This is a genomic window from Nocardioides immobilis, assembly GCF_003515065.1.
Classification (GTDB): Bacteria; Actinomycetota; Actinomycetes; order Propionibacteriales; family Nocardioidaceae; genus Nocardioides; species Nocardioides immobilis.
Genome location: NZ_QXGH01000009.1, coordinates 455632 through 478453, shown reverse-complemented (window position 1 = coordinate 478453; position 22822 = coordinate 455632). Strand labels below are relative to the sequence as shown.

Below are 22822 nucleotides of genomic sequence, written 5' to 3'. Positions count from 1 at the left end.
GTACGCGCCGGCCCCGGGACGGGTTGCATCCGCCCCGGCGATTCTTTCGGTCGCTCAGCCCGCGTACGGCGGAAGCTGCGGCAGCCGCTCGAGCGAGCGCCGGGTGAGGGTCACGAACTGGGCGTCGGTCATCCGCGCGCCGGGTGCGGAGACGAAGACCAGCTGGGAGACGGCGGAGCCGCTGCGGAGGAAGGCGACGGAGTACTCGACCGTCCGCTCACCCGGCAGCCGGGTGCTGAGGTGCCAGGCGGTGAACGAGCTGTCGCCCTCGTCGTCCGCCCCGAGCACCCGGACCTCGGTGCCGGCGCTGGCGTCGCGCTCGGGGCAGCCGTTGATCGCCGACCGGAAGTCCGCGAGCAGCGCTCCCGCTGCCTTCGTCGGCAGGGCGGCGACCGCCTGGGTGAGGCCGAACTCGGCGGGGAGGTCGCTGTCGACCTTCACGAAGGTGCGGACCAGGTCGGTGCGGAAGCGGTCGCCGTCGTACTCCCCGGTGAGGCTCGGGTGGACGCAGCCGAGCACGTCGATGTCGGTGCGGGCGTTGGTGATCTCGTGGGGCGGGGTGCCCATCCACGGCTGGTCCGGTTCGCCGACGAACGGCAGGTCGACGGGCGCGAGCATCGCCGGCACCTGGCCGGCGGCGTACGGCGGCAGGTCCTCGAGCTCGGCAGGCTTGTCGGCGCAGCGCCCGGCGTCGGGCAGCGTGCAGAGGCGGTTGACCGCCTCGCCCAGCAGCTTCGCGATGCCGGGACGGTTGGCGGTCTCCGGGCCGACGTCGGTCCGGAGGGCGACGGCGGTGGTGAGCAGACCGGTCCGCGCGACACCGACGACGTACGTCGCCAGCGCGGGGTGCTGCTCGGTCAGGACGAAGATCGCCGACGCATCGGCCAGCCCGGGGCTGGCCGACGTACTGACGAGACGCACGCCCGGGGTGACGCAGTCGGCGACCCAGCCGCGGAGCCGGTGGTACGTCTTGCGGGCGCGCTCCGGGTTGCGCGAAGCCTCGACGACCTCGGTGAGCTTGCGCGGTGACTCGCCCGCCGGTCCGTTGCGGAACACCCGGACCCACGCGGCGGTGCCGTGCGGGTCGGCGTAGCGGGCGTCCGCCTCCGCGGGCTGGCAGGGCAGGTTGACGCCGTTGCCGACGGAGTTGTCGTGGGTCGGGCCCTGCTCCCAGTCGCCGACCAGCGTGTCCCGCACGACGTCGGCCGGGAGCAGGGTGGTCTGGGGCAGCACCATCTCCGGGCCGGGGGCGGCCGAGCCACCGTTGGGCCCGGCCGTCGGCTCCCGGTCGAGGGTCGGGCGGACACCGCTCGCGTCGGTGACCGCGGCGCCGCTGGCGACCAGGACCGCGACGACCGCCCCGGCCCCGACCACGGTGTGCATCCGGCGGCGGGCCGCGCCAGCCCGGCGGATGATCGTGACCCGCGGCCAGGTGACGTTGGTCATCGCGGTCGCGAGCGCGGCGAACGCCATCGGGATCGACGCGGTCGAGATGTTCTTCTGGGTCGCGAACTGGGTGGCCGCGGTCTGCAGCTCCCGCTCGGCGAGGTCGCTCGGCAGCCCGATCTCACGGGCCATGTCCTGCATCGAGACCGCCGCGAGCTGGGTCAGCAGCAGCGCGCGACGCTGCTGCGTCGAGAGCGCGGCGAGGGCGTCGAGGGTCGCCCGGTTGTCGGCGTCCAGCCCCTTCTCCTTGTGCCACGGCCGGACCGTCGCGCGCCGCAACGCGTGCCGCCAGGCGTGCGGCCGCACCGACGACTCGGGGTCGTCGAGCCGCGAGAGCTTCCGCCAGTGGTGCCAGGCGACGACGTACGCGTCCCGCACGGCGCTGCGCGCGGCCCCGAGGTCACCGGTCAGCGCATAGGTCTGGAGCAGCAGCCGATCCCGCGCAGCCTTGTAGAAGGCGTCGAACTCGGCCGTGGGGTCCGGCGGGAGGGCGGTGTCGGCGTTGTCGGGCATGACCGGAACAAGGTACGACGCCGCCGCTGCTGGGGCCCAACCGGCCGCCCTTCGTGGACCTCTGGTGCGGAAGGTTCGCAGCAGCGGCGTGGCACCGCAGCTCGGCCCCGGTCCGGCGTGAAGATGAGTGGGTCATGACGTCGCTCCACTCGCCACCCGCACGGACGACCGCCCGCCCGGACGCCCGCAGGGAGTCCGATCTCCGACAGTTGCTGGGCACCCGCCGTCCGCTGGTGCCGACCGCCACGCTCGGCGGTGCGCTGGCAGCCGCCGGCCCGCTGCTGATCTGCATGGCAGTGGCGGTGGTCGGCTGGTTCCTGACCGACGCGGGTGGCCACGGCACCCCCAGCGGTGCGCTGCGGGTCGGTGCTCTCGGCTGGCTGACGGCCCACGGGTCCGGAGTCAGCATCGAGGGCATCCGGATCACCGCGGTGCCGCTCGGCCTCACCCTGCTCTGCGTCTGGTCGGCCTGGCGGGTCGGCCATCGGGTGGGGGAGTCGATCTCCGGTCACGGTCCGGACGCCGACCGGATCGCCGACGGCGAGCGCGACTGGACGGTGCCGATCGCGGGGGGCCTGTTCACGGTCGGCTACGCGGTCGTCGGCGTGCTCACCACCGCCCTCGCCTCGACGATCGAGACGACGCCCAGTGTGGGCAAGGTCGTCCTCTGGTCGATCCTCATCGCCGCTGGTGCAGGCGTCCCTGCGCTCGCCCGCGGCTCCGGGCGGGCGGCGATCTGGCTGCCGGCGATCCCGGTCGCGGTCCGCGACACTGCCGTCCTCGTCCGCTCGATCCTGCGCGCCTGGCTCGCGGTTGCGCTCGCGGCGCTGCTGGTCGCGCTGGTCCTCGACTTCTCGACGGCCGCGAACATCGTCTCCCAGCTCGACGGCGACGCCGGCGACATCGCGATGATCGGCGCACTGACGCTCCTGGTCCTGCCGAACGCCGCTCTCTTCAGCAGTGCCTACCTGTTCGGGCCCGGCTTCACCGTCGGCACCGGCACCCTGGTCTCACCCGGGGCGGTCGTGCTCGGCCCCCTTCCGCTGTTCCCGCTGCTCGCGGCGCTGCCGGACTCCGGCACGTCCCCGGGCTGGGCCGGCTGGCTGATGCTGACCCCGGTGCTGGTCGCGTTCGCCGCCTCGGCCTGGGCGCACCGGTCCCGGCCGGCCGCCGCGTGGGACCAGGCGGCGATCCGCGGTTGCGGCAGCGGGCTCGTCGCCGGGCTGCTGCTCGGCATCCTCACCTCCCTCGCGGGCGGTGCGGTGGGTCCGGGCCGGATGGCCGACGTCGGCCCGTCCCAGTTCGACGTACTCCTGCACGCCGTCACCGGCTTCGGCATCGGCGGCCTGCTCGGCGCCCTCGCCATGACCTGGTGGCAGCGCCGCGGCGGGGAGCTCGCGCGGCGGGGGCTCGGCCGGCTGCGGGCCGGTCGCTGACCGCAGCCGCGCGGCCAGGCGCGACTAGAAACTGTCGGCGACCCGCACCTCGTCGAAGTCCCCCATGAAGTCGTCGATCGAGTAGCAGTCCGCGACGCTGCTCTCGTCGGGCCCGAGGGACGCCGAGGTGCAGGTGATCTCGCCGAGGATCGTGTCGTCGCGGTAGACGGAGAACTCCAGGTACGCCGTCCGGGTGTCGTCAGACTCGTTGGACAACGTGAGACCGGTGATGTCGAAGTCACCGATGTCGTCCCGGGTGACGGTCCAGCCCGACTCGGCGACGAAGTCGTCGTGCTCGAACTCCTCACCGACCGCGACCTGCCTCGGGGTGTCGTTCTCGCGCTCCTCGTCGATCTGGTTGTCGACCTCGTTGACGAAGAGGCCGAACACGACGACCCCGCTGCCACAGCACAGCAGCAGCACGCCGCCGACGATGCCGAGCACGATCCAGAGCGTCTTGTTGCCCTTCTTCGGCGGCTGACCGTACGGCGACGGCTGCTGGCCGTAGGGCTGCTGGCCGAAGGGCTGGTACGGCGGCGGGGGCGGCTGGGTCATCGTTCTCCTCCGAGTCGGGCTCGCGCGGAGCCTACCCACCCGCGCGCACTAGACTCCGGGCCGTGCCTGCCACCCCCGCACGCCTCGTCGTGCTCGTCTCCGGCGCCGGCACCAACCTCCAGGCACTGCTCGATGCCTGTGAGGACCCGGCCTTCGGCGCCGAGGTGGTCGCGGTGGGCGCCGATCGTGACGGCATCGAGGGGCTGGCGCGGGCCGAGCGCGCCGGGGTCCCGACCTTCGTCGCGAAGGTGAAGGACTACCCGTCACGGGATGACTGGGACCGTGCGTTCACCGACCTGGTGGCGGCGTACGAGCCCGACCTGGTCGTCCTGGCGGGCTTCATGAAGCTGGTCGGGGCGTCGTACCTCCCGGTCCTCGGGCGCCGCACCGTCAACACCCACCCGGCGCTGTCGCCGGCGTTCCCCGGGATGCACGGGCCGCGGGACGCACTGGAGTACGGCGTGAAGATCACCGGCTGCACCTTGTTCGTCGTCGACGACGGCGTCGACACCGGCGCGATCGTCGCCCAGACGGCGGTGCCGGTCGAGGACGACGACACCGTCGAGACCCTCCACGAGCGGATCAAGGTCGCCGAGCGCGCGATGCTCGTCGAGACCGTCGGGCGGATGGCCCGGGAGGGCTGGCGCGTCGAGGGCCGGCGGGTTCGCCTCGGTGGCTGACCAGCCTTAGACTGGGCGCACACGACTGGCGTAGGTGGGACAACCACCAGGGAGTGTGAGCCGGCATCGACCGCCTGGGTGCCCTCATCGACAGCACCGACCGATGAGGAGCGACACCCGCATGACTGAGCCGACTGGGCCCACTGGCGACCGGATCCCGATCAAGCGGGCACTGGTGTCCGTCTACGACAAGACCGGCCTGGACATGCTCGTCCGCGGCCTGGCCGAGGCTGGCGTCGAGCTGGTCTCCACCGGCGGCTCGGCTGCGCTGATCGAGTCCCTCGGCCTGCCCGTCACGAAGGTCGAGGACCTCACCGGCTTCCCCGAGTGCCTCGACGGCCGGGTGAAGACCCTGCACCCGCGGGTGCACGCCGGCATCCTCGCCGACCGGCGGCTTCCGGAGCACGTCGCGCAGCTCGACGAGCTGGGCGTCGCGCCGTTCGACCTGGTGGTCGTCAACCTCTACCCGTTCACGGCGACGGTGACGTCGGGCGCGTCGGTGCAGGAGTGCATCGAGAAGATCGACATCGGCGGCCCGTCGATGGTCCGCGCGGCGGCGAAGAACCACGCCTCGGTCGCGATCGTCACCGACGGCGCCGACTACGCCCGTGCCCTCGACGCCGCGCAGGGCGGCGGCTTCACGCTGGCCGAGCGCGAGGTCCTCGCTGCGAAGGCGTTCGTCCACACGGCGACGTATGACGTGCACGTCGCGTCCTGGATGGGCAACGTGCTGACGGACTCCTCCAAGGACGAGAACGGCTCCCCGACCGGCTTTCCTTCTTGGGTGGGCGCGACGTGGGACAAGAGCGCCGTGCTGCGGTACGGCGAGAACCCGCACCAGCCCGCCGCGCTCTACCGCAACGGCTTCGGGTCGGGTGGTCTCGCGGCCGCGCAGCAGCTGCACGGCAAGGAGATGTCCTACAACAACTACATCGACACCGACGCGGCCCGGCGGGCGGCGTACGACCACGGCGACGCGCCCACCGTCGCGATCATCAAGCACGCCAACCCGTGCGGCATCGCGGTCGGCCCAATCGGCACAGACGTCGCCGCCGTTCATGTGCGTGCGCACGAGTGCGACCCGGTGTCGGCGTTCGGCGGCGTGATCGCCACCAACGTCCCGGTCTCGGTCGCGATGGCCGAGCAGGTCGCCGAGATCTTCACCGAGGTGATCGTCGCTCCCGGGTACGACGACGGCGCGGTCGAGGTGCTCCAGGGCAAGAAGAACCTCCGGATCCTCGTCGCCGAGCCGGTCTCGCAGGGTGGCGCGGAGATCCGCCCGATCAGCGGCGGGCTGCTCATGCAGCACACCGACACCTTCCAGGCCGAGGGTGACGACCCGGCGAGCTGGACCCTGGCGACCGGCGAGGCCGCCGACGACGCGACCCTTGCCGACCTGGCCTTCGCCTGGCGCGCGGTCCGGGCCGCCAAGTCCAACGCGATCCTGCTCGCCGCCGAGGGTGCCGCTGTCGGCATCGGCATGGGCCAGGTCAACCGGGTCGACTCCTGCCGGCTCGCGGTCGAGCGCGCCAACACGCTCGCCGAGGGTCGGGAGCGGTCCCGCGGCGCCGTGGCCGCGTCCGACGCGTTCTTCCCGTTCGCCGACGGCGCCCAGGTGCTCATCGACGCCGGCGTGCGGGCGATCATCCAGCCGGGCGGCTCGATCCGCGACGAGGAGACCATCGAGGCGTGCAAGAAGGCCGGCGTCACGATGTACTTCACCGGCACCCGGCATTTCGCCCACTGACAGCATTCGGCCTGAGGGAGGATCCAGACGTGACGGCACAGAAGCTCGACGGCACCGCGACGGCCGCGGCGATCAAGGGTGAGCTGCGCGAGCGCATCGCCAAGCTCGCCGAGCAGGGGATCACCCCCGGCCTCGGCACCGTGCTCGTCGGCGACGACCCCGGCTCGCGGTGGTACGTCAACGGCAAGCACAAGGACTGCGCCGAGGTCGGCATCGCCTCCATCCGCGTCGACCTCCCCGAGGTCGCCACCCAGGAGGAGATCGAGGCCGCGGTCGCCGAGCTCAACGCCGATCCCGCGTGCACCGGCTACATCGTGCAGCTGCCGCTGCCGCGCGGCCGCGACGAGAACCGGGTGCTCGGGCTCATCGACCCGGCCAAGGACGCCGACGGCCTCCATCCGACCAACCTCGGCTGGCTGGTCCTCGGCAACGAGGCGCCGCTGCCGTGCACGCCGTACGGCATCGTCGAGCTGCTGCGTCGCCACGACGTGCCGATCGCCGGCGCGGAGGTGGTCGTCGTCGGTCGCGGCATCACCGTCGGCCGGCCGCTCGGCATGCTGCTGACCCGGCGTTCGGAGAACGCCACCGTCACGCTGTGCCACACCGGCACCGTCGACCTCGCCGCCCACGTGCGGAAGGCCGACATCGTGGTCGCCGCCGCCGGCGTCCCGAGCATCATCACCGGTGACATGGTCAAGCCCGGTGCGGCCGTGCTCGACGTGGGCGTCTCCCGTGTCGACGGCAAGCTCGCCGGCGACGTCGCGGCCGACGTCTGGGACGTGGCGGGCTGGGTGTCGCCCAACCCCGGTGGCGTCGGTCCGATGACCCGCGCCATGCTGCTCGCCAACGTCGTCTCCATGGCCGAGAAGCAGGTGTCCCGCTGAGCGACCAGCCGATCCCCGCGCCGGAGCCGCCGGCGGAGGACTCAGCCGACTCCCCGTCCCGGCGGCGCTTTCCGTCGACGATCGGAGGCGTGCTCTACATCGTGGTCCTGGTCGTGATGGCGGTCGGCATCGGGATCACCTGGGGCGCGCACGACTGGCGGCTCGGGATCCGGGTCGTGGCCGGCGCGCTCGCGGCGGCGGCGGGCCTGCGCCTGGTGCTGCCCCAGCGCGACGCGGGCATGCTCGCCGTACGCCCGCGACTGGTCGACGTCATCCTCGCCGGCTCCGTCGCCGCCGCCCTGTTCGTCCTTGCGGAGAACATCCCCGACCAGCCCGTGTGAGGGGCATGCAGGAATCCCCGGTCGACAGGGATCACCGGTCAGCCGGGGATTCCTGTTGCGCGTGGGATCAGATGAGGCCCAGGTCCGTGACGGCCTGACGCTCGTCGGCGAGCTCGGCGGCCGAGGCGTCGATCCGGGCGCGCGAGAAGTCGTCGATGTCGAGGCCCTGGACGATCTCCCAGCTGCCACCGCTGGTGGTGACGGGGAAGGACGACACCAGGCCCTCGGGCACGCCGTACGAACCGTCGGAGAGGACGGCCATCGAGACCCAGTCGCCCTCAGGGGTGCCGTTCAGCCAGTCGCGGGCGGCGTCGCACGTGGCCGACGCGGCCGAGGCGGCCGAGGAGGCGCCGCGCGCGTCGATGATCGCCGCGCCCCGCTTGGCGACGGTCGGGATGAAGTAGTCCTCGATCCAGGCCTGGTCGTCGACGGTCTCGGCGGCGTTCTTGCCGCCGATCTCGGCGTGGAAGATGTCGGGGTACTGGGTCGCCGAGTGGTTGCCCCAGATCGTCATCTTCTTGATGTCGGTGACCGCGGCGCCCGTCTTGGCGGCCAGCTGCGAGATGGCGCGGTTGTGGTCGAGGCGGGTCAGCGCGGAGAAGCGCTCGGAAGGGATGTCCGGGGCGTTCTTGAGCGCGATCAGCGCGTTCGTGTTGGCCGGGTTGCCGGTGACGCCGATGCGGACGTCGTCGGCGGCGACCTTGTTGAGCGCCTTGCCCTGCGCGGTGAAGATCGCGCCGTTGGCCGACAGCAGGTCGCCGCGCTCCATGCCCGGGCCGCGGGGACGGGCGCCGACGAGCAGGACGAGGTTGACGCCGTCGAAGATCTGCTCCGCGTCGGCGCCGATCTCGATGCCGGCGAGGTTCGGGAACGCGCAGTCGTCGAGCTCCATGACGACGCCCTCGAGAGCCTTCAGCGCGGGCTCGATCTCGAGCAGGCGGAGCTCGACGGGGCGGTCGCCTGCGATGGCGCCGCTGGCGATGCGGAAGAGCAGGCTGTAGCCGATCTGGCCGGCGGCGCCGGTGACGGCGACCTTCAGAGGCGTGTCGCTCACGGGTACTCCTTCGATGAGTGCGGCTCGGCCCATGACATCGACCGAGACAGACGATGCACGGGACGCTAGCAGCGTGACCGCCCGCGGGCGTACCGGGGCGGAGGTGCGAGACTGACCGCCATGACGAGAGGCTCCCGGGTCGCCGCCGTAGCCGTCCTGGGGATCCTCGTGAGCGGATGCGGGAGCGCGTCGGAGCCGAGCCCGCCGACCGGGGTCGACCAGCTGGTGATCCCCAGCCCCTCGCTCGACCCCGCGGACTTCGTCGCGAGCATCGACAATCAGTGGCTGCCGCTGGCCCTGGGCAGCGAGTGGAAGTACCGCGCGACGTCGGGAGGTGAGCTCGCGCGGATCACCGTCACCGTGCTCGACGAGACCCGTGAGGTCCAGGGCGTCGCGGCGACCGTCGTGCTGAGCGAGGTCGTGAACCAGCGCGGCCGGGTCGTCGACCAGACCCGGGAGTGGTTCGCCCAGGACGTCGACGGCAACGTCTGGCGCGTCGGCGAGGACGGCGTGTGGGAAGCAGGGGTCGGCGGGGCCGAGGCCGGGCTTGCGATGCCGGCGAGGCCGAGGGTCGGCGACGGCTACCGCCAGGAGTACGCCGAGGGCGTTGCGGAGGACCGGACCGAGGTGCTCGGTCTCGACGGCTCCGCCTCCGTGCCGTACGGCGACCTCACCGGTCTCCTGGAGACCGAGGACAGCAGCCCGCTCGAGCCCGGTGTCGTCGAGCTCCGGTCCTACGCGCGGGGCATCGGACTGGTGCGGGTCGCGAAAGACGACGAAGGCGACGAGCTCGCGCTCGTCGCCTTCGTCAGTGCCGCTGGTTGATCAGGCGTCCGGCGGACGCACCTGGGTGTGCTCGCCACCCGGCGGCGCCCAGCCACCCGGCTGCTCGGCCTGCGGGGCCTGAGGCGCCGGCGGCTGCTGGGCGGGGATCCACTGCTGCGTGGAGGGGTCCCACTGCCAGCCGTCCTGGATGATCGGCTGCTCGGCGGGCGCCGGTGCGGCGTACCCGCCCTGGTCGGCAACCGGCTGGTTCCACTGCTGCTGGAAGGCGTCGGGGGCGCCGAAGCCGGGGACGGTCGCGGTCGCGCCGCCGCTCGGGATGCCGGACCCGGGGATGGGCGTCGCACCGTGGCCGAACAGCAGCGGGTAGAGGAACCCGGCGGCCGCGCCACCGATGAGCGGCGCCACGATGAACACCCACAGGGCGATCAGCGCGTCGCTGCCGGAGAACCACGCCACGCCGATCGAGCGGGCCGGGTTCACCGACGTACCCGTGAAGTTGATGCCGACGAAGTGGACGGCGGCGAGCGCCAGCCCGATGACGAGCGGCGCGAACGCGACGGTGTCGTTGCGCTCGTCGGTCACGCCGACGATCACGAAGACGAAGACGAACGTCAGCACGATCTCGAGGATCAGCGCGCCGAAGAGCTCGATGTTGCCCGAGTCGCCCCAGCCGTTGCTGCCGAGCGGCTCGCCGAAGTCCCAGCCGAGGTCACCCGCGAGGACGATCACCATCAGGACCACGCCGCCGACCAGCCCGCCGACGACCTGCGCCGCGGCGTAGAGCGGCGTGTCCTTCCACGCGATCCGGCCGGCCAGGGCGGCGCCGACGGTGACGGCGGGGTTGAAGTGTCCGCCGGAGACCCGGCCGAACGTGTAGGCCATCATCACGATGGTGATGCCGAACGCGAGGCCCGTGGCGACGACGTCTGCTCCCGTCGCGACGGCCGCGCCGCAGCCGATGAGGACGAGGAAGGCCGTTCCGATGGCCTCCGCTGCGAGCTTCTGGACAAGGGTGGGCGGAGCGGGCTCCGCGGTCATCTGCTCGGTCATGGATTGAGCACTCTCCTTCGGTAGGTTCCCGAAACCCGCCGGTTTCGCCAGAAGACTAGCCATATTGCCGCCTCAGTCAGGGGATGCGAGGCTGGCACAGCCCGCGAGCCGAGCGTTCGCCCGCGTGAGATATCTTGACGTCAAGCAAAAACCATCGTCCCAGGAGCGTTGCCCGAACATGTCGAGCATCATCTACACCCACACCGACGAGGCGCCGCTGCTGGCGACGTACTCCTTCCTGCCGATCGTCGAGGCGTACGCCGCCAAGGCCGGCGTCAACATCGAGACCCGCGACATCTCGGTCGCGGCGCGGATCCTCGCGCAGTTCGGCCTCGCCGACGACACGCTGGCCGAGCTCGGCGCGCTGGCCAAGACGCCGGAGGCCAACATCGTCAAGCTCCCCAACGTCTCCGCGTCGGTCTCGCAGCTCAAGGCCGCGATCAAGGAGCTGCAGGACAAGGGCTTCGACATCCCGAACTACCCGGAGTCGCCGGACAACGACGCCGAGCGTGAGGCGCGGGCGAAGTACGACAAGGTCAAGGGCTCGGCCGTCAACCCGGTGCTGCGCGAGGGCAACTCCGACCGCCGGGCCCCGGCGTCGGTGAAGAACTACGCGAAGACGCACCCGCACACCAACAAGCCGTTCGGCGAGGGTTCGAAGACCACCGTCGCGACGATGGGTGAGCACGACTTCGCGAGCAACGAGAAGTCGGTGACGATGCCCGCCGACGACACGCTGTCGATCGTCCTCGAGACCGCTGACGGCACCACCACCCTGAAGGACGGCCTCGCCGTCCTCGCCGGCGAGATCGTCGACGCGACCCGGATGGACGCCGCGGCGCTCAACGCCTTCCTCGCCAAGACCATCGAGCAGGCCAAGGCCGACGACGTCCTCTACTCGCTGCACCTCAAAGCAACGATGATGAAGGTCTCCGACCCGATCATCTTCGGCCACGCGGTGAAGGTCTACTTCGCCGACGTCTTCGAGAAGTACGGCGACGACCTCGCCGCCGCCGAGCTCTCGCCCAACGACGGGCTCGGCGGGATCATGTCAGGTCTAGACGCGCTGGCCAACGGCGCCGAGATCAAGGCCGCCTTCGAGGAGGCGCTCGCCAACGGACCGCGGCTCTCCTACGTGAACTCCGACAAGGGCATCACCAACCTGCACGTCCCGTCCGACGTCATCATCGACGCCTCGATGCCGGCGATGATCCGCAACGGCGGCAAGCTCTGGGGTGTCGACGGCGGCGAGGACGACACGCTCGCGGTGATCCCCGACTCGTCGTACGCCGGTGTCTTCCAGGCCGTCATCGACGACGTGAAGGCCAACGGTCCGCTCGACCCCGCGACCATCGGCACCGTCCCGAACGTCGGCCTGATGGCGCAGGCCGCCGAGGAGTACGGCTCGCACGACAAGACCTTCGAGATCCCCGCGGCCGGTACCGTGAAGGTGCTCAACAGCGCGGGGGAGACCCTGATCGAGCACGAGGTCGGTGCCGGCGACATCTGGCGCGCCTGCCAGACCAAGGACGTCCCCGTCCAGGACTGGGTCAAGCTCGCCGTGGGCCGCGCCCGCGCGACCGGCTCGCCGGCGGTGTTCTGGCTGAACGAGGAGCGCGCCCACGACCGCCAGGTCATCGAGAAGGTCAAGGCCTACCTGCCCGAGCACGACACCGACGGCCTCGACATCCGGATCATGGCGCCGGCCGCGGCCGCCGCGCTGTCCGTCGAGCGGATGCGCAAGGGCGAGGACACGATCTCGGTCACCGGCAACGTGCTGCGTGACTACAACACCGACCTGTTCCCGATCCTGGAGCTCGGCACCTCGGCCAAGATGCTGTCGGTGGTTCCGCTGATCGCGGGCGGCGGGCTGTTCGAGACCGGTGCGGGCGGCTCCGCGCCGAAGCACGTGCAGCAGCTGGTCGAGGAGGACTACCTGCGCTGGGACAGCCTCGGTGAGTTCTTCGCGCTGGTGCCGTCGCTCGAGAAGTACGCCGAGCAGGCCGATGCGCCGGCCGCGCAGGTCCTGGCGGACGCCCTCGACCGCGCCACCGGCACGTTCCTCAACGAGGACCGGTCCCCGGGTCGCAAGCTCGGCACGACCGACAACCGCGGCTCGCACTTCTACCTCGCGCTCTACTGGGCCGAGGAGCTCGCCGCGCAGACCGACGACGCCGCGCTCGCGGAGGCGTTCGCGCCGCTCGCCAAGACCCTCCGCGACAACGAGACGGTCATCGCCGAGGAGCTGATCGCGGTCCAGGGCAAGCCGGCCGACATCGGCGGCTACTACGTGCTGGACCCGGAGAAGACCACTGCGGTGATGCGTCCGAGCGCGACCTTCAACGAGGCGCTCGCCGCCTTCTGACGACGGCGCGAGACGTACGACGGCCTGCGGCCGGGGCGCTGAGGTGTCCCGGCCGCAGGCCGAACTCGAAAGGTCAGGGGACCAGGACGACCTTGCCCTGGACTCCCGTGGCGAGCTCGTGGTGCGCCTCGCCGGCCTTCTCGAGCGCGTACGTCGCCGACACGTGCGGCCGCAGGTGGCCGGAGTCGACCAGGGCGGCGATCGCCGTGAGCTGCTCGCCACTGGGGTGGACGCTGATCTGCTCCACCCGGACGTCCCGGGCGGCTGCCAGCTCCCTCGTCTCGTCGTCGACGTCGAGGAGCGCCACCACGATGCCGCCCGACCGGACGACCTGAAGCACGTCCGGGGTGTTCGCCGACCCGAACGGGTCCAGTGCGACATCGACCGGCTCGACGGAGTCTGTGAACGGCCCGGCCGTGTAGTCGATGACCTCGTCGGCGCCGAGCGCCCGGACGAACGCCTCCTTCGCGGGGCTCACGACGGCGATCACGTGGGCGCCGCGGGCCTTCGCGATCTGGACGGCGAAGTGGCCGACACCGCCGCCGGCGGCCTGGACGAGCACCCGCTGGCCGGGTTGGACGTCGGCGACCTCGACCAGGCCCTGGTACGCCGTGAGCGCGGCGAGTGGCAGTGCTGCCGCCTCGACGTCGCTCAGCGCGTCCGGCGTACGGGCTAGCTGGTCGGCAGGAGCGACGACGGCGTCGGCGTACGCCGCGGCCTGTGCGGGGAAGCGCGGCATGCCGAAGACCCTGTCGCCCACCCGGTGATCGGTGACCCCCTCACCGATCGCCTCGACGGTCCCGGCGACGTCCCACCCGATCGTGAACGGCGGCTCACCGAGCAGCGGGAAGTAGCCGGCCCGGACGGCGGCGTCGGCCGGGTTCACCGCGGCGCCCCCGACCCGGACCAGGACCTCGCCGGCGCCGGGTGCCGGGGTCGGCACCTCCTCGACGACGAGCACGTCGGGGTCGCCGACCGTGTGCTGGGTGATGATGCGCATTTCTCCTCCTGTGGATGGCTGTTTCCCTGACTGCGGTGGCCCTCGGGTTGACCGGGCCGCCCGCGAGTGGAACCGTATGAGCCCTAGGAACCAAATCGGTAGTAGGCACCTGACAGTGCCTAAGGCACGAGGGAGATCGAGATGCCGACGATGACCGCGTCCCAGCGCCGCGCGCGGGCGAAGGACGAGTTCGACGCCTTCCTTGCGTCGTGCCCGTCGCGGCAGCTCCTCGACGTGGTGGCGAACAAGTGGGTCTGCCTGGTGCTGGCCGCGCTCGCCGACGGCTCCCTGCGGCACGGTGAGCTGCGGACCCGGATCGCCGGCGTGAGCCAGAAGATGCTCACCCAGACGCTGCGCGAGCTCGAGCGCGACGGCCTGGTCACGCGCACCGTGACGGCCAGCGTCCCGGTGCGGGTCGACTACGAGCTCACCGATCTCGGCCGGGACCTGCAGCAGGTGTTGCAGGGCCTCAAGGACTGGGCCGAGCGCAACATGGCCCAGATCCTCGAGAACAGGGCCGCGCACGCCGCCTTGTCCTGAGCCCGTCGCCCGCGCCCGTTGCGGGTCAGGGGCGGACCAGCTCACAGATCAGCAGCCGGTCGTCGGCGTGCTCCCAGGTGGTGTCACGCGCGAGCCGGAAGCCGTGCGAGGCGAGCGCGTCCGCTACGAGCTCGGGCGTGCGGAAGCTCTCGTGCCGCCGGACGAAGCCGCCCGCCGGTGGCGCGACGACCTGCTCCGGTGCCGCGCCGAAGGACGCCGTCACCACGCGGCCGCCGGGAGTGAGCAGCCGCGCCCACTCTGCGAGCACCGCGTCCGGCTGCTCGAACAGGTGCAGCGCGGTGACGCAGGTGATCAGGTCGAAGCTCGCGTCGGGCAGCAGGACCTCGGTCGCGTCGCCGACCAGGAACCCGGCGCCCGGGAGCCGCGGCCGGGCCACGGCCACCATGGCGGGGGAGAGGTCGAGGCCGATCAGCAGCGGACGGTCCTGCGGGATGCGGGCGGCGATCGCCCGCAGCATCAGCCCGGTGCCCGTGGCGACGTCGAGGACGGAGCGGACGCCGTCGAGGTCGATGAACCGGGCGACCTCGTCGGTCAGGCCCCGGTGCAGCGCGCTGTCGTCGTACGACGCCGCCCGCTCGTCGTAGTGGGCGACCACGGCCCGGGCGTGGTCGGATCCGCCGAGAGCTGTCACCCCGTCTTCCTACCAGGGCGGCCTCAACGCTGGGCGATGGCGACGATCGCGTCGGTCAGCTCGTCGGGGGCGTCGAGCGCCAGCAGCGTGCGGGCGCCCTCGACCGGGACGAACTCGGCGTCGGTGAACGCGGCGTGCAGCCGACGGCCCAACGCCGGCCGGAACGCCCGGTCCGCCATGCCCCACACGACCGTGACCGGGATCTTCACGTCCGCGAGACGGGTCGACACGTCCAGGAGCTCATGCGGGCGGATGTTCTTGAGGAGCCGTACGGCGTCGCGCCGTACGCCCGCGTTGGTGCGCGCGGGCTCGATCCAGGTGCGGGTGAGGTCGGCCGGGAGGTTCTTCGCGAGCAGCCCGAACCCGAGCCAGGACTGCCGGAGCGGCCGGATCCGCATCTGGCCGGCCAGGAACCTCGCCCGGCGCTCGTTGCGGAGCAGCGGGAACAGCACCGTGAAGGGCGCGGGTGGGAACTGGTCGAACGCGTCGCAGTTGGCGAGCACGAGGCGGGTGACGCGGGAGCTGTCCGCGTCGAGCGCGGGATCGACGAGGAACTGGCAGATCGCACCGCCGGTGTCGTTGCCGACGAGCGTCACGTCGGTGAGGTCGAGCGCCGCCAGGAAGTCGAGCACCAGCCGGGCCACCCCGCGCGGCGACTGGTCGGCGTCGTCCGGGAGCGGGATCCGGTGGGAACCGAGCGGCCAGTCCGGCGCGTAGGAGCGGATGCCGCGCGCGGCGAGCCGGTCCGCCACCGGCGCCCAGAGCGCACCGTCGCTGAGGATGGGGTGGATGAAGACGACCGGGGGCGCGGTGGAGTCCGCGGGGCCGGCGACGTGGTAGTTCAGGGTCGCGTGAGGCAGTTCGATGGTGGGCATGGAAGGGGCTCCGTCTTCGTGCGACTATTACCGACATCCTGTAGGTAAGTTACGGACAGACTGTAGGTAAATGACGAGACGAAAGCAAGCAGACCGCTCCGCGGCGACCCGCTCGGGGCTGGTCGCCGCGGGCCGACGGCTGTTCGCCGAGCACGGCTTCGCCGGCGTCGGCACCGAGGCCATCGTTGCCGAGGCCGCCGTCAGTCGCGGCGCGCTCTACCACCACTTCGCGGACAAGACGGAGCTGTTCGCCGGCGTGCTCGAAGCGGTCGAGGCCGACGTCGCCGAGGAGATCGCCGCCCAGGCGCTGGCCGGCGACGACCCGGCCTTCGCCGCCGTCATGATGCGCGCCGTCGAGGCGTGGCTCGACGCCTGTGAGGCGCCGGAGGTGCAGCGCATCCTGCTGACCGACGGCCCCTCCGTGCTCGGGTGGGCCCGGTGGCGGGAGATCTGCCAGCCGTACGTGCTCTCGCTCATCGAGACCGCGGTGGTCCAGGGCATCGCCTCCGGCGAGGTGGCCGACCTGCCCGCCCGGCCGCTTGCCCACGCACTGATCGCGGTCGCCGACGAGGCGGCCATGTATGTCGTCTCCGCCGACGACCGGGAGGCCGCGCGGAAGGACATGACGGTGATCTTCGAGCGGACCCTGAGGGCCCTGGCTGCTGGATAGCTGCCGCCTCGGCTCGCCGTGGGCGTGAGCAAGTCAGGCGCCATCGAGTTCGGCCACAACCATGCACTGTGCACGGTTGTGACGTCGCGCCGGCGGCCTCGAGCGTGACAACCGTGCAGCAGGACGGTTGTAACGGGGACCTGCGAGCCAGGATCGTCGCCGAACGGAATGCTGGACGGGCCATCGGGGTTGTGACCCCACGTGACTCCCACGCCGTTCACGCCTGCCCGATGACCGCCGCCGACCTCGTGACCGAGGCCGGGGCTCCGGTCGTCCGCTCCCCACGGCCGGGATTGGCGATCCTGACGCTGGCGGTCGGCGGCTTCACGATCGGCACCACCGAGTTCATGACGATGGGCGTCCTGCCGGAGATCGCCGACGGGGTCGACGTCTCGGTGCCGGCGGCGGGGCACGTGATCTCGGCATACGCCCTCGGGGTCGTCGTCGGCGTGCCGGTGCTCGCGTTCTTCGGCGCGAGGCTCCCGCGGCGCGCGATGCTCGTCGGCCTGATGGGGGCGTACGGCGCCTTCAACCTGATCTCTGCCGCAGCGCCCGACTACCGCGTGCTGACCGCCGCGCGGTTCCTCGACGGACTCCCGCACGGCGCCTACTTCGGCGTCGCCAGCCTGGTCGCGGCCAGCCTGGTCGTGCCGGCCCGGCGCGGCCGGGCGGTCGCGAGCGTGATGCTCGGGTTGTCGGTGGCCAACGTGCTCGGGGTCCCGCTCGCCACCTGGCTCGGGCAACAGGTGGGCTGGCGGTCGACGTACCTCCTGGCGGCCGCGCTCGCGCTCGTCACCGCTGCCCTCGTGCTGGCCGCGGTGCCGTCGGTGCCGGGCGACGCGGAGACCAGCGGCCGCAAGGAGGCCCGGGAGTTCTTCGGGAGCCTCCAGGTCTGGCTGACCATGGCGGCCGGCGCGATCGGCTTCGGCGGGATGTTCGCGGTCTACTCCTACATCGCCAAGACGGTGACCGTCACCGGTGGACTCGACCGCGGCACGGTGCCGATCTTCGTGCTGGTGCTCGGCCTCGGCATGGTGGTCGGCACCTGGGTCGCCGGTGAGCTCGCAGCGTGGTCGGTGTTCCGCAGCCTGCTGCTGTCCGCCGGGTTCGGGGCGTTGATCCTGCTCGCCTACTTCGTCGCGGCCCCGGGCGGCTGGACGCTGCTGCCGGTCGCGTTCCTGGTGACCGCCACCGGCTCGGTGCTCGTGGTCAACCTTCAGCTGCGCCTGATGGACGTCGCCGGCGGCGCCGTCACCCTCGGCGCGGCCATGAACCACGCGGCGCTCAACGTCGCCAACGCGCTCGGCGCCTGGCTCGGCGGCGTCGTGATCGCCGCCGGTTGGGGCTATCGCGCACCGGCGCTCGTCGGCGCCGCCCTCAGCGTGCTGGGCGTCGGGATCCTGCTGTGGTCGGCCGTAGCCCACCGGAGGGGCCGGGCCGCGCCGGTGTCCTGACCGCGAGCCGCCTTCGCACCCGCCGCGGCGTCCTGAGAGAATCAGGCCCATGCCCGCGACGACTGAGCAGCCGCTTCCGGAGACGGCACAGCCGGTGACTCCCGAGGGCGGGGCGCGGCCCCGGGTCCTGTCGGGGATCCAGCCGACGGCGGACTCGTTCCACTTCGGCAACTACCTCGGTGCGCTGCGGCAGTGGGTCGACCTCCAGCGCGACCATCAGCCGTTCTTCTTCATCGCCGACCTGCACGCGATCACCGTGGAGCAGGACCCGACGGTGCTCCGCGAGCGCACCCTGCGGGCCGCCGCACAGCTGTTGGCGATGGGCATCGACCCCGCCCGCTCGGCGATCTTCGTGCAGAGCCAGATCCCCGAGCACGCCCAGCTCGGGTGGGTCCTCAACTGCCTCACGGGGTTCGGCGAGGCGCGCCGGATGACCCAGTTCAAGGACAAGTCGGCCAAGCAGGGGGAGGGCGCCGCGTCGGTCGGCCTGTTCACCTACCCGATCCTCCAGGCCGCCGACATCCTGCTCTACCGTCCGCACTTCGTACCCGTCGGCGAGGACCAGCGGCAGCACCTCGAGCTGACCCGCGACCTCGCGCAGCGCTTCAACAGCCGCTACAAGAAGACCTTCCGGCTGCCGGAGCCCTACATCCTCAGGTCGACCGCCAAGATCTACGACCTTCAGCTCGTCGACAAGCAGATGTCGAAGAGCCTCGGCGGCAGTGGATGCATCTGGCTCCTCGACGACCCCAAGACCACCGCGAAGCGGATCCGGTCCGCTGTCACCGACTCGGGCACCGAGATCCGGTTCGACCGTGAGGAGAAGCCGGGCATCAGCAACCTGCTGACGATCCACTCGGCGCTCAGCGGCGAACCGGTCGCCACGCTGGAGGAGCAGTACGTCGGTCGCGGCTACGGCGATCTCAAGGGCGACGTCGCCGAGCTCGTGGTCTCGTTCGTGACGCCGTTCCGGGACCGCACCCTGGAGCTGCTGGACGACCAGTCCTACCTGACGGCGGTGCTCCAGAAGGGCGCGGAGACTGCCGGTGCCGTCGCCGAGGCGACGCTGCGCGACGTCTACCAGCGGGTCGGCTTCGTCGCCGCCCACCGCGGACCGGCCGGGGCCTGACGGCGTGCCGACGATCGGCGTCGCGATCGCGATCCCGGAGCCCTGGGCCACCGAGCTCGAGGAGTACCGGTTCCGGATCGGCGATCCCACCGCGTCCGGCGTACCGACCCACATCACGCTCATCCCGCCGATCGACGTGGACGACAGCATCGTCACCGACATCGAGGACCACCTCGACCGGGCCGCCCAGCTGCACGAGGCCTTCCGGGTGCATCTGCGCGGGACGGGTACCTTCCGGCCCGTGTCGCCGGTCGTGTTCATCGGGCTCGTCGAGGGGATCGCCCAGACCGAGCTGCTGGCGGACTCGGTCCGCGGCGGCCCGCTCGACCTCGAGCTGGACTTCCCCTACCACCCTCACGTGACGGTGGCCCACCACCTCGGTGACGAGGAGCTGGACCGGGCGTTCGACGACCTGGCCGGCTTCGAGTGCTCCTTCGACGTCGTCGACTTCCACCTGTACGTTCACGAGGGCGAGCAGGGCTGGCAGTCGAGCCGCACGTTCCCACTCAAACGCCCCAACTGACGCAGGCGAGGTGTTCTCGGTGCCTTCGATCGTCGACAAGGTCAAGCAGCGGGTCACCGACGCGCGCAAGCACCGGCCGTGGCTGGACCAGGTGGTGCGCACCGTCGAGCACTACGGAGTGGTGAAGGGCAACATCCAGGCCGGCGCGGTCACCTACTTCGCGTTCATCTCGTTCTTCCCGATCCTCGCGCTGGCGTTCGCGGTCATCGGGTTCGTCGCCCGCGTCTACGACGGCGCCGAGCGGGACCTGGTCGACGCCATCAACTCGGTGCTCCCCGGGCTGGTCGGTGAGGGCGAGGGGGAGATCTCGCTCGACGACATCCGCGAGTCCGCGCCCGGCATCCTGTCGGTCGGCATCGTGGTGGTCCTCTACTCCGGTCTCGGCTGGCTGTCGAGCATGCGGGACGCGCTGCTCGTGGTGTTCGAGATGCCGCCGGGAGAGCAGCCGAGCTTCGTGGTCGGCAAGATCCGCGACCTGGTCGCCCTGGCGATGTTGGGGCTGATCCTCGTGGTGAGCGTCGGCGTCTCGGGTGTCGTCCGCGGTCTCTCCGAGGAGATCCTCGACCTGGTGGGCCTCGGCTCCGGTCTCGGCTGGCTGCTCGGACTGATCGCCGTCGTCGTCGGCCTGGCCGCCAACGCGGTGCTCTTCTTCGCGCTGTTCGAGGTGCTGGCCGATCCCGATGTGCCCCGCCGGGCGCTCTGGTCGGGGGCGATCCTCGGAGCCGTCGGCTTCGAGGTGCTCAAGCAGATCTCGCAGCTGCTGCTGCAGTCGACCGCCAACTCGCCGGCCTTCCAGGCGTTCGGCATCGCCCTGATCCTGGTCGTCTGGATCAACTACTTCTCGCGGGTCGTCATGTACGCGGCCGCCTGGGCCTACGTGCATCCCCTGGCCCGGGCAGCGACGAAGTATCAGGGTTGGTCGTCCGAGGTGTCAGAAGGCGCGAGCGAAGAACGTCGTACGTCGACACCTCGGACGACCAACCCTGACACTTCGTCGGGGTGGGTCACCCCGTTCGTGGCCGGCAGCGCAGCGACGCTCGCCCTGGTCGCCGTACTGCGTCGAAAGAAAAAGGGAATCTGAGCAACCGATCCAGATCGCCGCGCGTCATGTGGATAGTGCTGCATACTGCAGCAGCGCTTTATCAGTGACCCACCGGAGGTCGGAACATGAGTCGACGTCAGCGTTCGGCAAGAAACCAGGCACATCGTTCGCGCGTCGCGCTCGAGAAGACCCTCCGGCGACGGGCTCGCACGCGGCGAGCGGCGACCGCCGCCGCCGCCGCGGTGACCCTGGCCGGCGCCGGGACCGCTGCGGTGTCGCCCGCCGCGAGCGCGGCGACGGGGGGACTCGCACGTGCCTCGCTGGCGCTGTGCGACGGGGCCACGACCCCCGGGAGCTCGCCGGACAACCTCACCGACGTCGACGGGACCCTGTTCTTCACCGCGTCCGACTCAAGGGGTACGGCGCTGTGGCGGTCCAACGGCACCGCTGGCGGCACGGTCCTGCTCAAGCGGCTCGGGTCGGGTGACGACTACTACGACTACGGCTACAACACGCTGGTCGGCGTCGGCAGCACCTTGTTCTTCACCGTCGACGGCGACGACAGCACCGAGCTGTGGAAGTCCAACGGCACCAGGACCGGGACCGTCCTGGTCAAGCGCTTCGCGGAGAGTGACGGCGGCTACGACGACTACGGCAGTGACGGCCCCGACAACCTCACGGCGGTCGGCAACAGGTTGTTCTTCACCGCCTCGACCGACGCCCACGGCGAGGAGCTGTGGAAGTCCAACGGCACCCGGGCCGGCACCGTCATGGTCAAGGACATCACCCCCGGCCCCGGCGAGGGCGACAGCGACTACTCCTACGGCCCCGACAACCTGACGGCGGTCGGCAACACCCTGTTCTTCACCGCCGACGACGGCACCCGCGGCCAGGAGGTGTGGACGTCCGACGGCACGAGCGCCGGGACGGTCATCACCAAGAACATCCGGGCCGGCTCCTACAGCAGCTACCCGAGTCGTCTCACCGCCGTCGGCGACACGTTGTTCTTCCGGGCGAGGGACGGAGTCCACGGTCGGGAGCTGTGGAAGTCCGACGGCACGAAGGCCGGGACGGTCCTGGTCGAGGACATCCGCCCAGGAGGAGCGTCCGCCAACCCCGACTCGCTGGTCGGGGCGGGTGACACCCTGTTCTTCACCGCCGACGACGACGACTCCGAGGCCCAGGACCTCTGGCGCTCGGACGGCACGGCGGCCGGCACCTTCCTCGTGAAGGAGTTCAACTCCACCGGCAACGAGTACGACTACGGCCTCTACGAGATCGCTCCGGTCGGCAACAGCGTGTTCTTCGCGGCCGACGGCGGCGGCGGCGAGGGCCTCGAGCTGTGGAGCTCGGACGGCACGGAAGCGGGCACGGTCCTGGTCAAGGACATCCGGCCCGGCGACTACCCGAGCTACCCGTCCTCCCTGACCGCCGTGGGCAGCACGCTGTTCTTCACGGCACGGGACGGCGTGACCGGGCGGGAGCTGTGGAAGTCGGACGGTACGGCGGCCGGGACGGTCCTGGTGGAGGACATCCGGCCCAACGGCAGCTCCAACCCCGATGAGCTGACCGCGTCCGGCGACGCCCTGTTCTTCGAGGCCGACGACCGCATCCACGGTGACGAGCTGTGGCGGTCGGACGGCACCGAGGCCGGGACCGCCATGGTCGTCGACATCCACCGGGGTGGCGCCTTCGAGGTGTCCTCCAGAGCGGTGGCCAACGCGGACAACAGTGCCGCACGGGTCCGCGCCGTCTTCGACGGCCCTGGCACGGTCTCGGTGGCCCCGGCCCGTGTGGGCGGTATCAGGACGCTCGAGCGGGAGATCGCCGGCACGGACTCGATCGACGTCACCCTCACCCTGCGGCTGACCCGGGCCGCGACCCGGACGCTCCGGCGGAGCGGCCGGGTCGAGATCGGCGCGAGGTTCACGTTCACGTCGTGCGGCGGCGCGGTCAAGAGCGTGACTCGGGAGTACACGGTCAGGAAGCGCTGACCGGGCCGCATTCCAGGAACCCCACGACGAGGGTCAGGGCGTCGCGCGCAGGTCGACCGTCACGTAGCCCCGCGGCTGGCCGGTCC

At 71.4% G+C, this 22822-nt stretch carries 21 protein-coding genes and 1 riboswitch; of the genes, 14 read left to right on the top strand and 7 right to left on the bottom strand.

Going from position 1 to position 22822, the window contains the following annotated elements:
* Positions 1 to 54: 54 nt before the first annotated feature.
* Positions 55 to 1959, bottom strand: a complete 1905-nt coding sequence (locus D0Z08_RS03185; protein ID WP_118922513.1) for a SigE family RNA polymerase sigma factor — start codon at positions 1957 to 1959, stop codon at positions 55 to 57.
* 134 nt (positions 1960 to 2093) lie between these two features.
* On the opposite strand from D0Z08_RS03185, the gene D0Z08_RS03180 reads away from it, so the two are divergent.
* Positions 2094 to 3395: a cell division protein PerM gene (locus D0Z08_RS03180; RefSeq protein WP_118922511.1), complete on the top strand. Its 1302-nt coding sequence runs from the start codon at positions 2094 to 2096 to the stop codon at positions 3393 to 3395.
* 24 nt (positions 3396 to 3419) lie between these two features.
* Here D0Z08_RS03180 and D0Z08_RS03175 read toward each other — a convergent pair whose 3' ends face one another.
* The gene (locus D0Z08_RS03175; RefSeq protein WP_118922509.1) at positions 3420 to 3950 is read right to left on the bottom strand and encodes a hypothetical protein; all 531 of its coding nucleotides are present in this window, start codon (positions 3948 to 3950) and stop codon (positions 3420 to 3422) included.
* A gap of 62 nt (positions 3951 to 4012) precedes the next feature.
* Between D0Z08_RS03175 and purN the strand changes: the two genes are divergently transcribed.
* The 4 genes from purN to D0Z08_RS03155 all read left to right on the top strand — a co-directional run bounded on the left by purN (position 4013) and on the right by D0Z08_RS03155 (position 7602).
* Positions 4013 to 4630, top strand: a complete 618-nt coding sequence (purN, locus tag D0Z08_RS03170; protein WP_118922507.1) for a phosphoribosylglycinamide formyltransferase — start codon at positions 4013 to 4015, stop codon at positions 4628 to 4630.
* A gap of 11 nt (positions 4631 to 4641) precedes the next feature.
* Positions 4642 to 4717: riboswitch (ZMP/ZTP riboswitch) on the top strand.
* A 34-nt stretch (positions 4718 to 4751) separates the two neighbouring features.
* On the top strand, positions 4752 to 6377 hold the full coding sequence (gene purH / locus D0Z08_RS03165; protein WP_118922505.1) for a bifunctional phosphoribosylaminoimidazolecarboxamide formyltransferase/IMP cyclohydrolase: 1626 nt from the start codon (positions 4752 to 4754) through the stop codon (positions 6375 to 6377).
* Positions 6378 to 6406: 29 nt separating this feature from the next.
* The gene (locus tag D0Z08_RS03160; protein ID WP_118922503.1) at positions 6407 to 7261 is read left to right on the top strand and encodes a bifunctional methylenetetrahydrofolate dehydrogenase/methenyltetrahydrofolate cyclohydrolase; all 855 of its coding nucleotides are present in this window, start codon (positions 6407 to 6409) and stop codon (positions 7259 to 7261) included.
* Positions 7262 to 7350: 89 nt separating this feature from the next.
* Entirely contained in the window at positions 7351 to 7602 is a 252-nt protein-coding gene (locus D0Z08_RS03155) for a DUF3017 domain-containing protein (protein WP_245993578.1), read from the top strand.
* A 67-nt stretch (positions 7603 to 7669) separates the two neighbouring features.
* Here D0Z08_RS03155 and D0Z08_RS03150 read toward each other — a convergent pair whose 3' ends face one another.
* Entirely contained in the window at positions 7670 to 8656 is a 987-nt protein-coding gene (locus D0Z08_RS03150; protein ID WP_118922501.1) for a malate dehydrogenase, read from the bottom strand.
* A 120-nt stretch (positions 8657 to 8776) separates the two neighbouring features.
* Here D0Z08_RS03150 and D0Z08_RS03145 point away from each other — a divergent pair, with 120 nt between their 5' ends.
* A complete protein-coding gene (locus tag D0Z08_RS03145) occupies positions 8777 to 9481 on the top strand; it encodes a hypothetical protein (protein ID WP_118922499.1) in 705 nt (234 codons plus the stop codon).
* Here D0Z08_RS03145 and D0Z08_RS03140 read toward each other — a convergent pair whose 3' ends face one another.
* A complete protein-coding gene (locus D0Z08_RS03140) occupies positions 9482 to 10492 on the bottom strand; it encodes an MIP/aquaporin family protein (protein ID WP_118922497.1) in 1011 nt (336 codons plus the stop codon). It lies immediately after the preceding gene.
* Between the two features lie 178 nt (positions 10493 to 10670).
* Here D0Z08_RS03140 and D0Z08_RS03135 point away from each other — a divergent pair, with 178 nt between their 5' ends.
* A complete protein-coding gene (locus D0Z08_RS03135; protein WP_118922495.1) occupies positions 10671 to 12857 on the top strand; it encodes an NADP-dependent isocitrate dehydrogenase in 2187 nt (728 codons plus the stop codon).
* A 73-nt stretch (positions 12858 to 12930) separates the two neighbouring features.
* Here D0Z08_RS03135 and D0Z08_RS03130 read toward each other — a convergent pair whose 3' ends face one another.
* Positions 12931 to 13857, bottom strand: coding sequence for an NADP-dependent oxidoreductase (locus D0Z08_RS03130; RefSeq protein ID WP_118922493.1), 927 nt, complete (start codon positions 13855 to 13857; stop codon positions 12931 to 12933).
* Between the two features lie 141 nt (positions 13858 to 13998).
* Between D0Z08_RS03130 and D0Z08_RS03125 the strand changes: the two genes are divergently transcribed.
* Positions 13999 to 14397 (top strand): winged helix-turn-helix transcriptional regulator, encoded by a 399-nt coding sequence (locus D0Z08_RS03125; RefSeq protein WP_118922491.1) that lies wholly within the window; start codon positions 13999 to 14001, stop codon positions 14395 to 14397.
* A 25-nt stretch (positions 14398 to 14422) separates the two neighbouring features.
* Here D0Z08_RS03125 and D0Z08_RS03120 read toward each other — a convergent pair whose 3' ends face one another.
* Positions 14423 to 15049, bottom strand: coding sequence for a class I SAM-dependent methyltransferase (locus D0Z08_RS03120; RefSeq protein ID WP_118922489.1), 627 nt, complete (start codon positions 15047 to 15049; stop codon positions 14423 to 14425).
* A 23-nt stretch (positions 15050 to 15072) separates the two neighbouring features.
* Positions 15073 to 15924: an alpha/beta fold hydrolase gene (locus D0Z08_RS03115; RefSeq protein WP_118922487.1), complete on the bottom strand. Its 852-nt coding sequence runs from the start codon at positions 15922 to 15924 to the stop codon at positions 15073 to 15075.
* Positions 15925 to 15994: 70 nt separating this feature from the next.
* Between D0Z08_RS03115 and D0Z08_RS03110 the strand changes: the two genes are divergently transcribed.
* The 6 genes from D0Z08_RS03110 to D0Z08_RS03085 all read left to right on the top strand — a co-directional run bounded on the left by D0Z08_RS03110 (position 15995) and on the right by D0Z08_RS03085 (position 22736).
* Positions 15995 to 16594: a TetR/AcrR family transcriptional regulator gene (locus tag D0Z08_RS03110; RefSeq protein ID WP_118922485.1), complete on the top strand. Its 600-nt coding sequence runs from the start codon at positions 15995 to 15997 to the stop codon at positions 16592 to 16594.
* Positions 16595 to 16824: 230 nt separating this feature from the next.
* Entirely contained in the window at positions 16825 to 18048 is a 1224-nt protein-coding gene (locus D0Z08_RS03105; protein ID WP_118922483.1) for an MFS transporter, read from the top strand.
* 49 nt (positions 18049 to 18097) lie between these two features.
* Positions 18098 to 19177 carry a tryptophan--tRNA ligase gene (gene trpS, locus D0Z08_RS03100; protein ID WP_118922481.1) on the top strand — a complete coding sequence of 360 codons (1080 nt, stop codon included), beginning with the start codon at positions 18098 to 18100 and terminating at the stop codon, positions 19175 to 19177.
* 4 nt (positions 19178 to 19181) lie between these two features.
* Positions 19182 to 19700 (top strand): 2'-5' RNA ligase family protein, encoded by a 519-nt coding sequence (locus tag D0Z08_RS03095; RefSeq protein WP_118922479.1) that lies wholly within the window; start codon positions 19182 to 19184, stop codon positions 19698 to 19700.
* Between the two features lie 19 nt (positions 19701 to 19719).
* Positions 19720 to 20781 carry a YihY/virulence factor BrkB family protein gene (locus tag D0Z08_RS03090; protein WP_182481112.1) on the top strand — a complete coding sequence of 354 codons (1062 nt, stop codon included), beginning with the start codon at positions 19720 to 19722 and terminating at the stop codon, positions 20779 to 20781.
* Between the two features lie 86 nt (positions 20782 to 20867).
* Positions 20868 to 22736 carry an ELWxxDGT repeat protein gene (locus D0Z08_RS03085; RefSeq protein ID WP_118922475.1) on the top strand — a complete coding sequence of 623 codons (1869 nt, stop codon included), beginning with the start codon at positions 20868 to 20870 and terminating at the stop codon, positions 22734 to 22736.
* Positions 22737 to 22822: the final 86 nt, after the last annotated feature.

Excerpts from the sequence above, each read along its gene's own strand:
- D0Z08_RS03130 (WP_118922493.1), bottom strand. The coding sequence starts at position 13,857 with ATGCGCATCATCACCCAGCACACGGTCGGCGACCCCGACGTGCTCGTC.
- D0Z08_RS03145 (WP_118922499.1), top strand. The coding sequence starts at position 8,777 with ATGACGAGAGGCTCCCGGGTCGCCGCCGTAGCCGTCCTGGGGATCCTC.
- purH (WP_118922505.1), top strand. The coding sequence starts at position 4,752 with ATGACTGAGCCGACTGGGCCCACTGGCGACCGGATCCCGATCAAGCGG.
- D0Z08_RS03115 (WP_118922487.1), bottom strand. The coding sequence starts at position 15,924 with ATGCCCACCATCGAACTGCCTCACGCGACCCTGAACTACCACGTCGCC.
- D0Z08_RS03175 (WP_118922509.1), bottom strand. The coding sequence starts at position 3,950 with ATGACCCAGCCGCCCCCGCCGCCGTACCAGCCCTTCGGCCAGCAGCCC.
- trpS (WP_118922481.1), top strand. The coding sequence starts at position 18,098 with ATGCCCGCGACGACTGAGCAGCCGCTTCCGGAGACGGCACAGCCGGTG.
- D0Z08_RS03105 (WP_118922483.1), top strand. The coding sequence starts at position 16,825 with ATGACCGCCGCCGACCTCGTGACCGAGGCCGGGGCTCCGGTCGTCCGC.
- D0Z08_RS03135 (WP_118922495.1), top strand. The coding sequence starts at position 10,671 with ATGTCGAGCATCATCTACACCCACACCGACGAGGCGCCGCTGCTGGCG.
- D0Z08_RS03185 (WP_118922513.1), bottom strand. The coding sequence starts at position 1,959 with ATGCCCGACAACGCCGACACCGCCCTCCCGCCGGACCCCACGGCCGAG.
- D0Z08_RS03180 (WP_118922511.1), top strand. The coding sequence starts at position 2,094 with ATGACGTCGCTCCACTCGCCACCCGCACGGACGACCGCCCGCCCGGAC.
- D0Z08_RS03125 (WP_118922491.1), top strand. The coding sequence starts at position 13,999 with ATGCCGACGATGACCGCGTCCCAGCGCCGCGCGCGGGCGAAGGACGAG.
- D0Z08_RS03085 (WP_118922475.1), top strand. The coding sequence starts at position 20,868 with ATGAGTCGACGTCAGCGTTCGGCAAGAAACCAGGCACATCGTTCGCGC.
- D0Z08_RS03140 (WP_118922497.1), bottom strand. The coding sequence starts at position 10,492 with ATGACCGAGCAGATGACCGCGGAGCCCGCTCCGCCCACCCTTGTCCAG.
- D0Z08_RS03110 (WP_118922485.1), top strand. The coding sequence starts at position 15,995 with ATGACGAGACGAAAGCAAGCAGACCGCTCCGCGGCGACCCGCTCGGGG.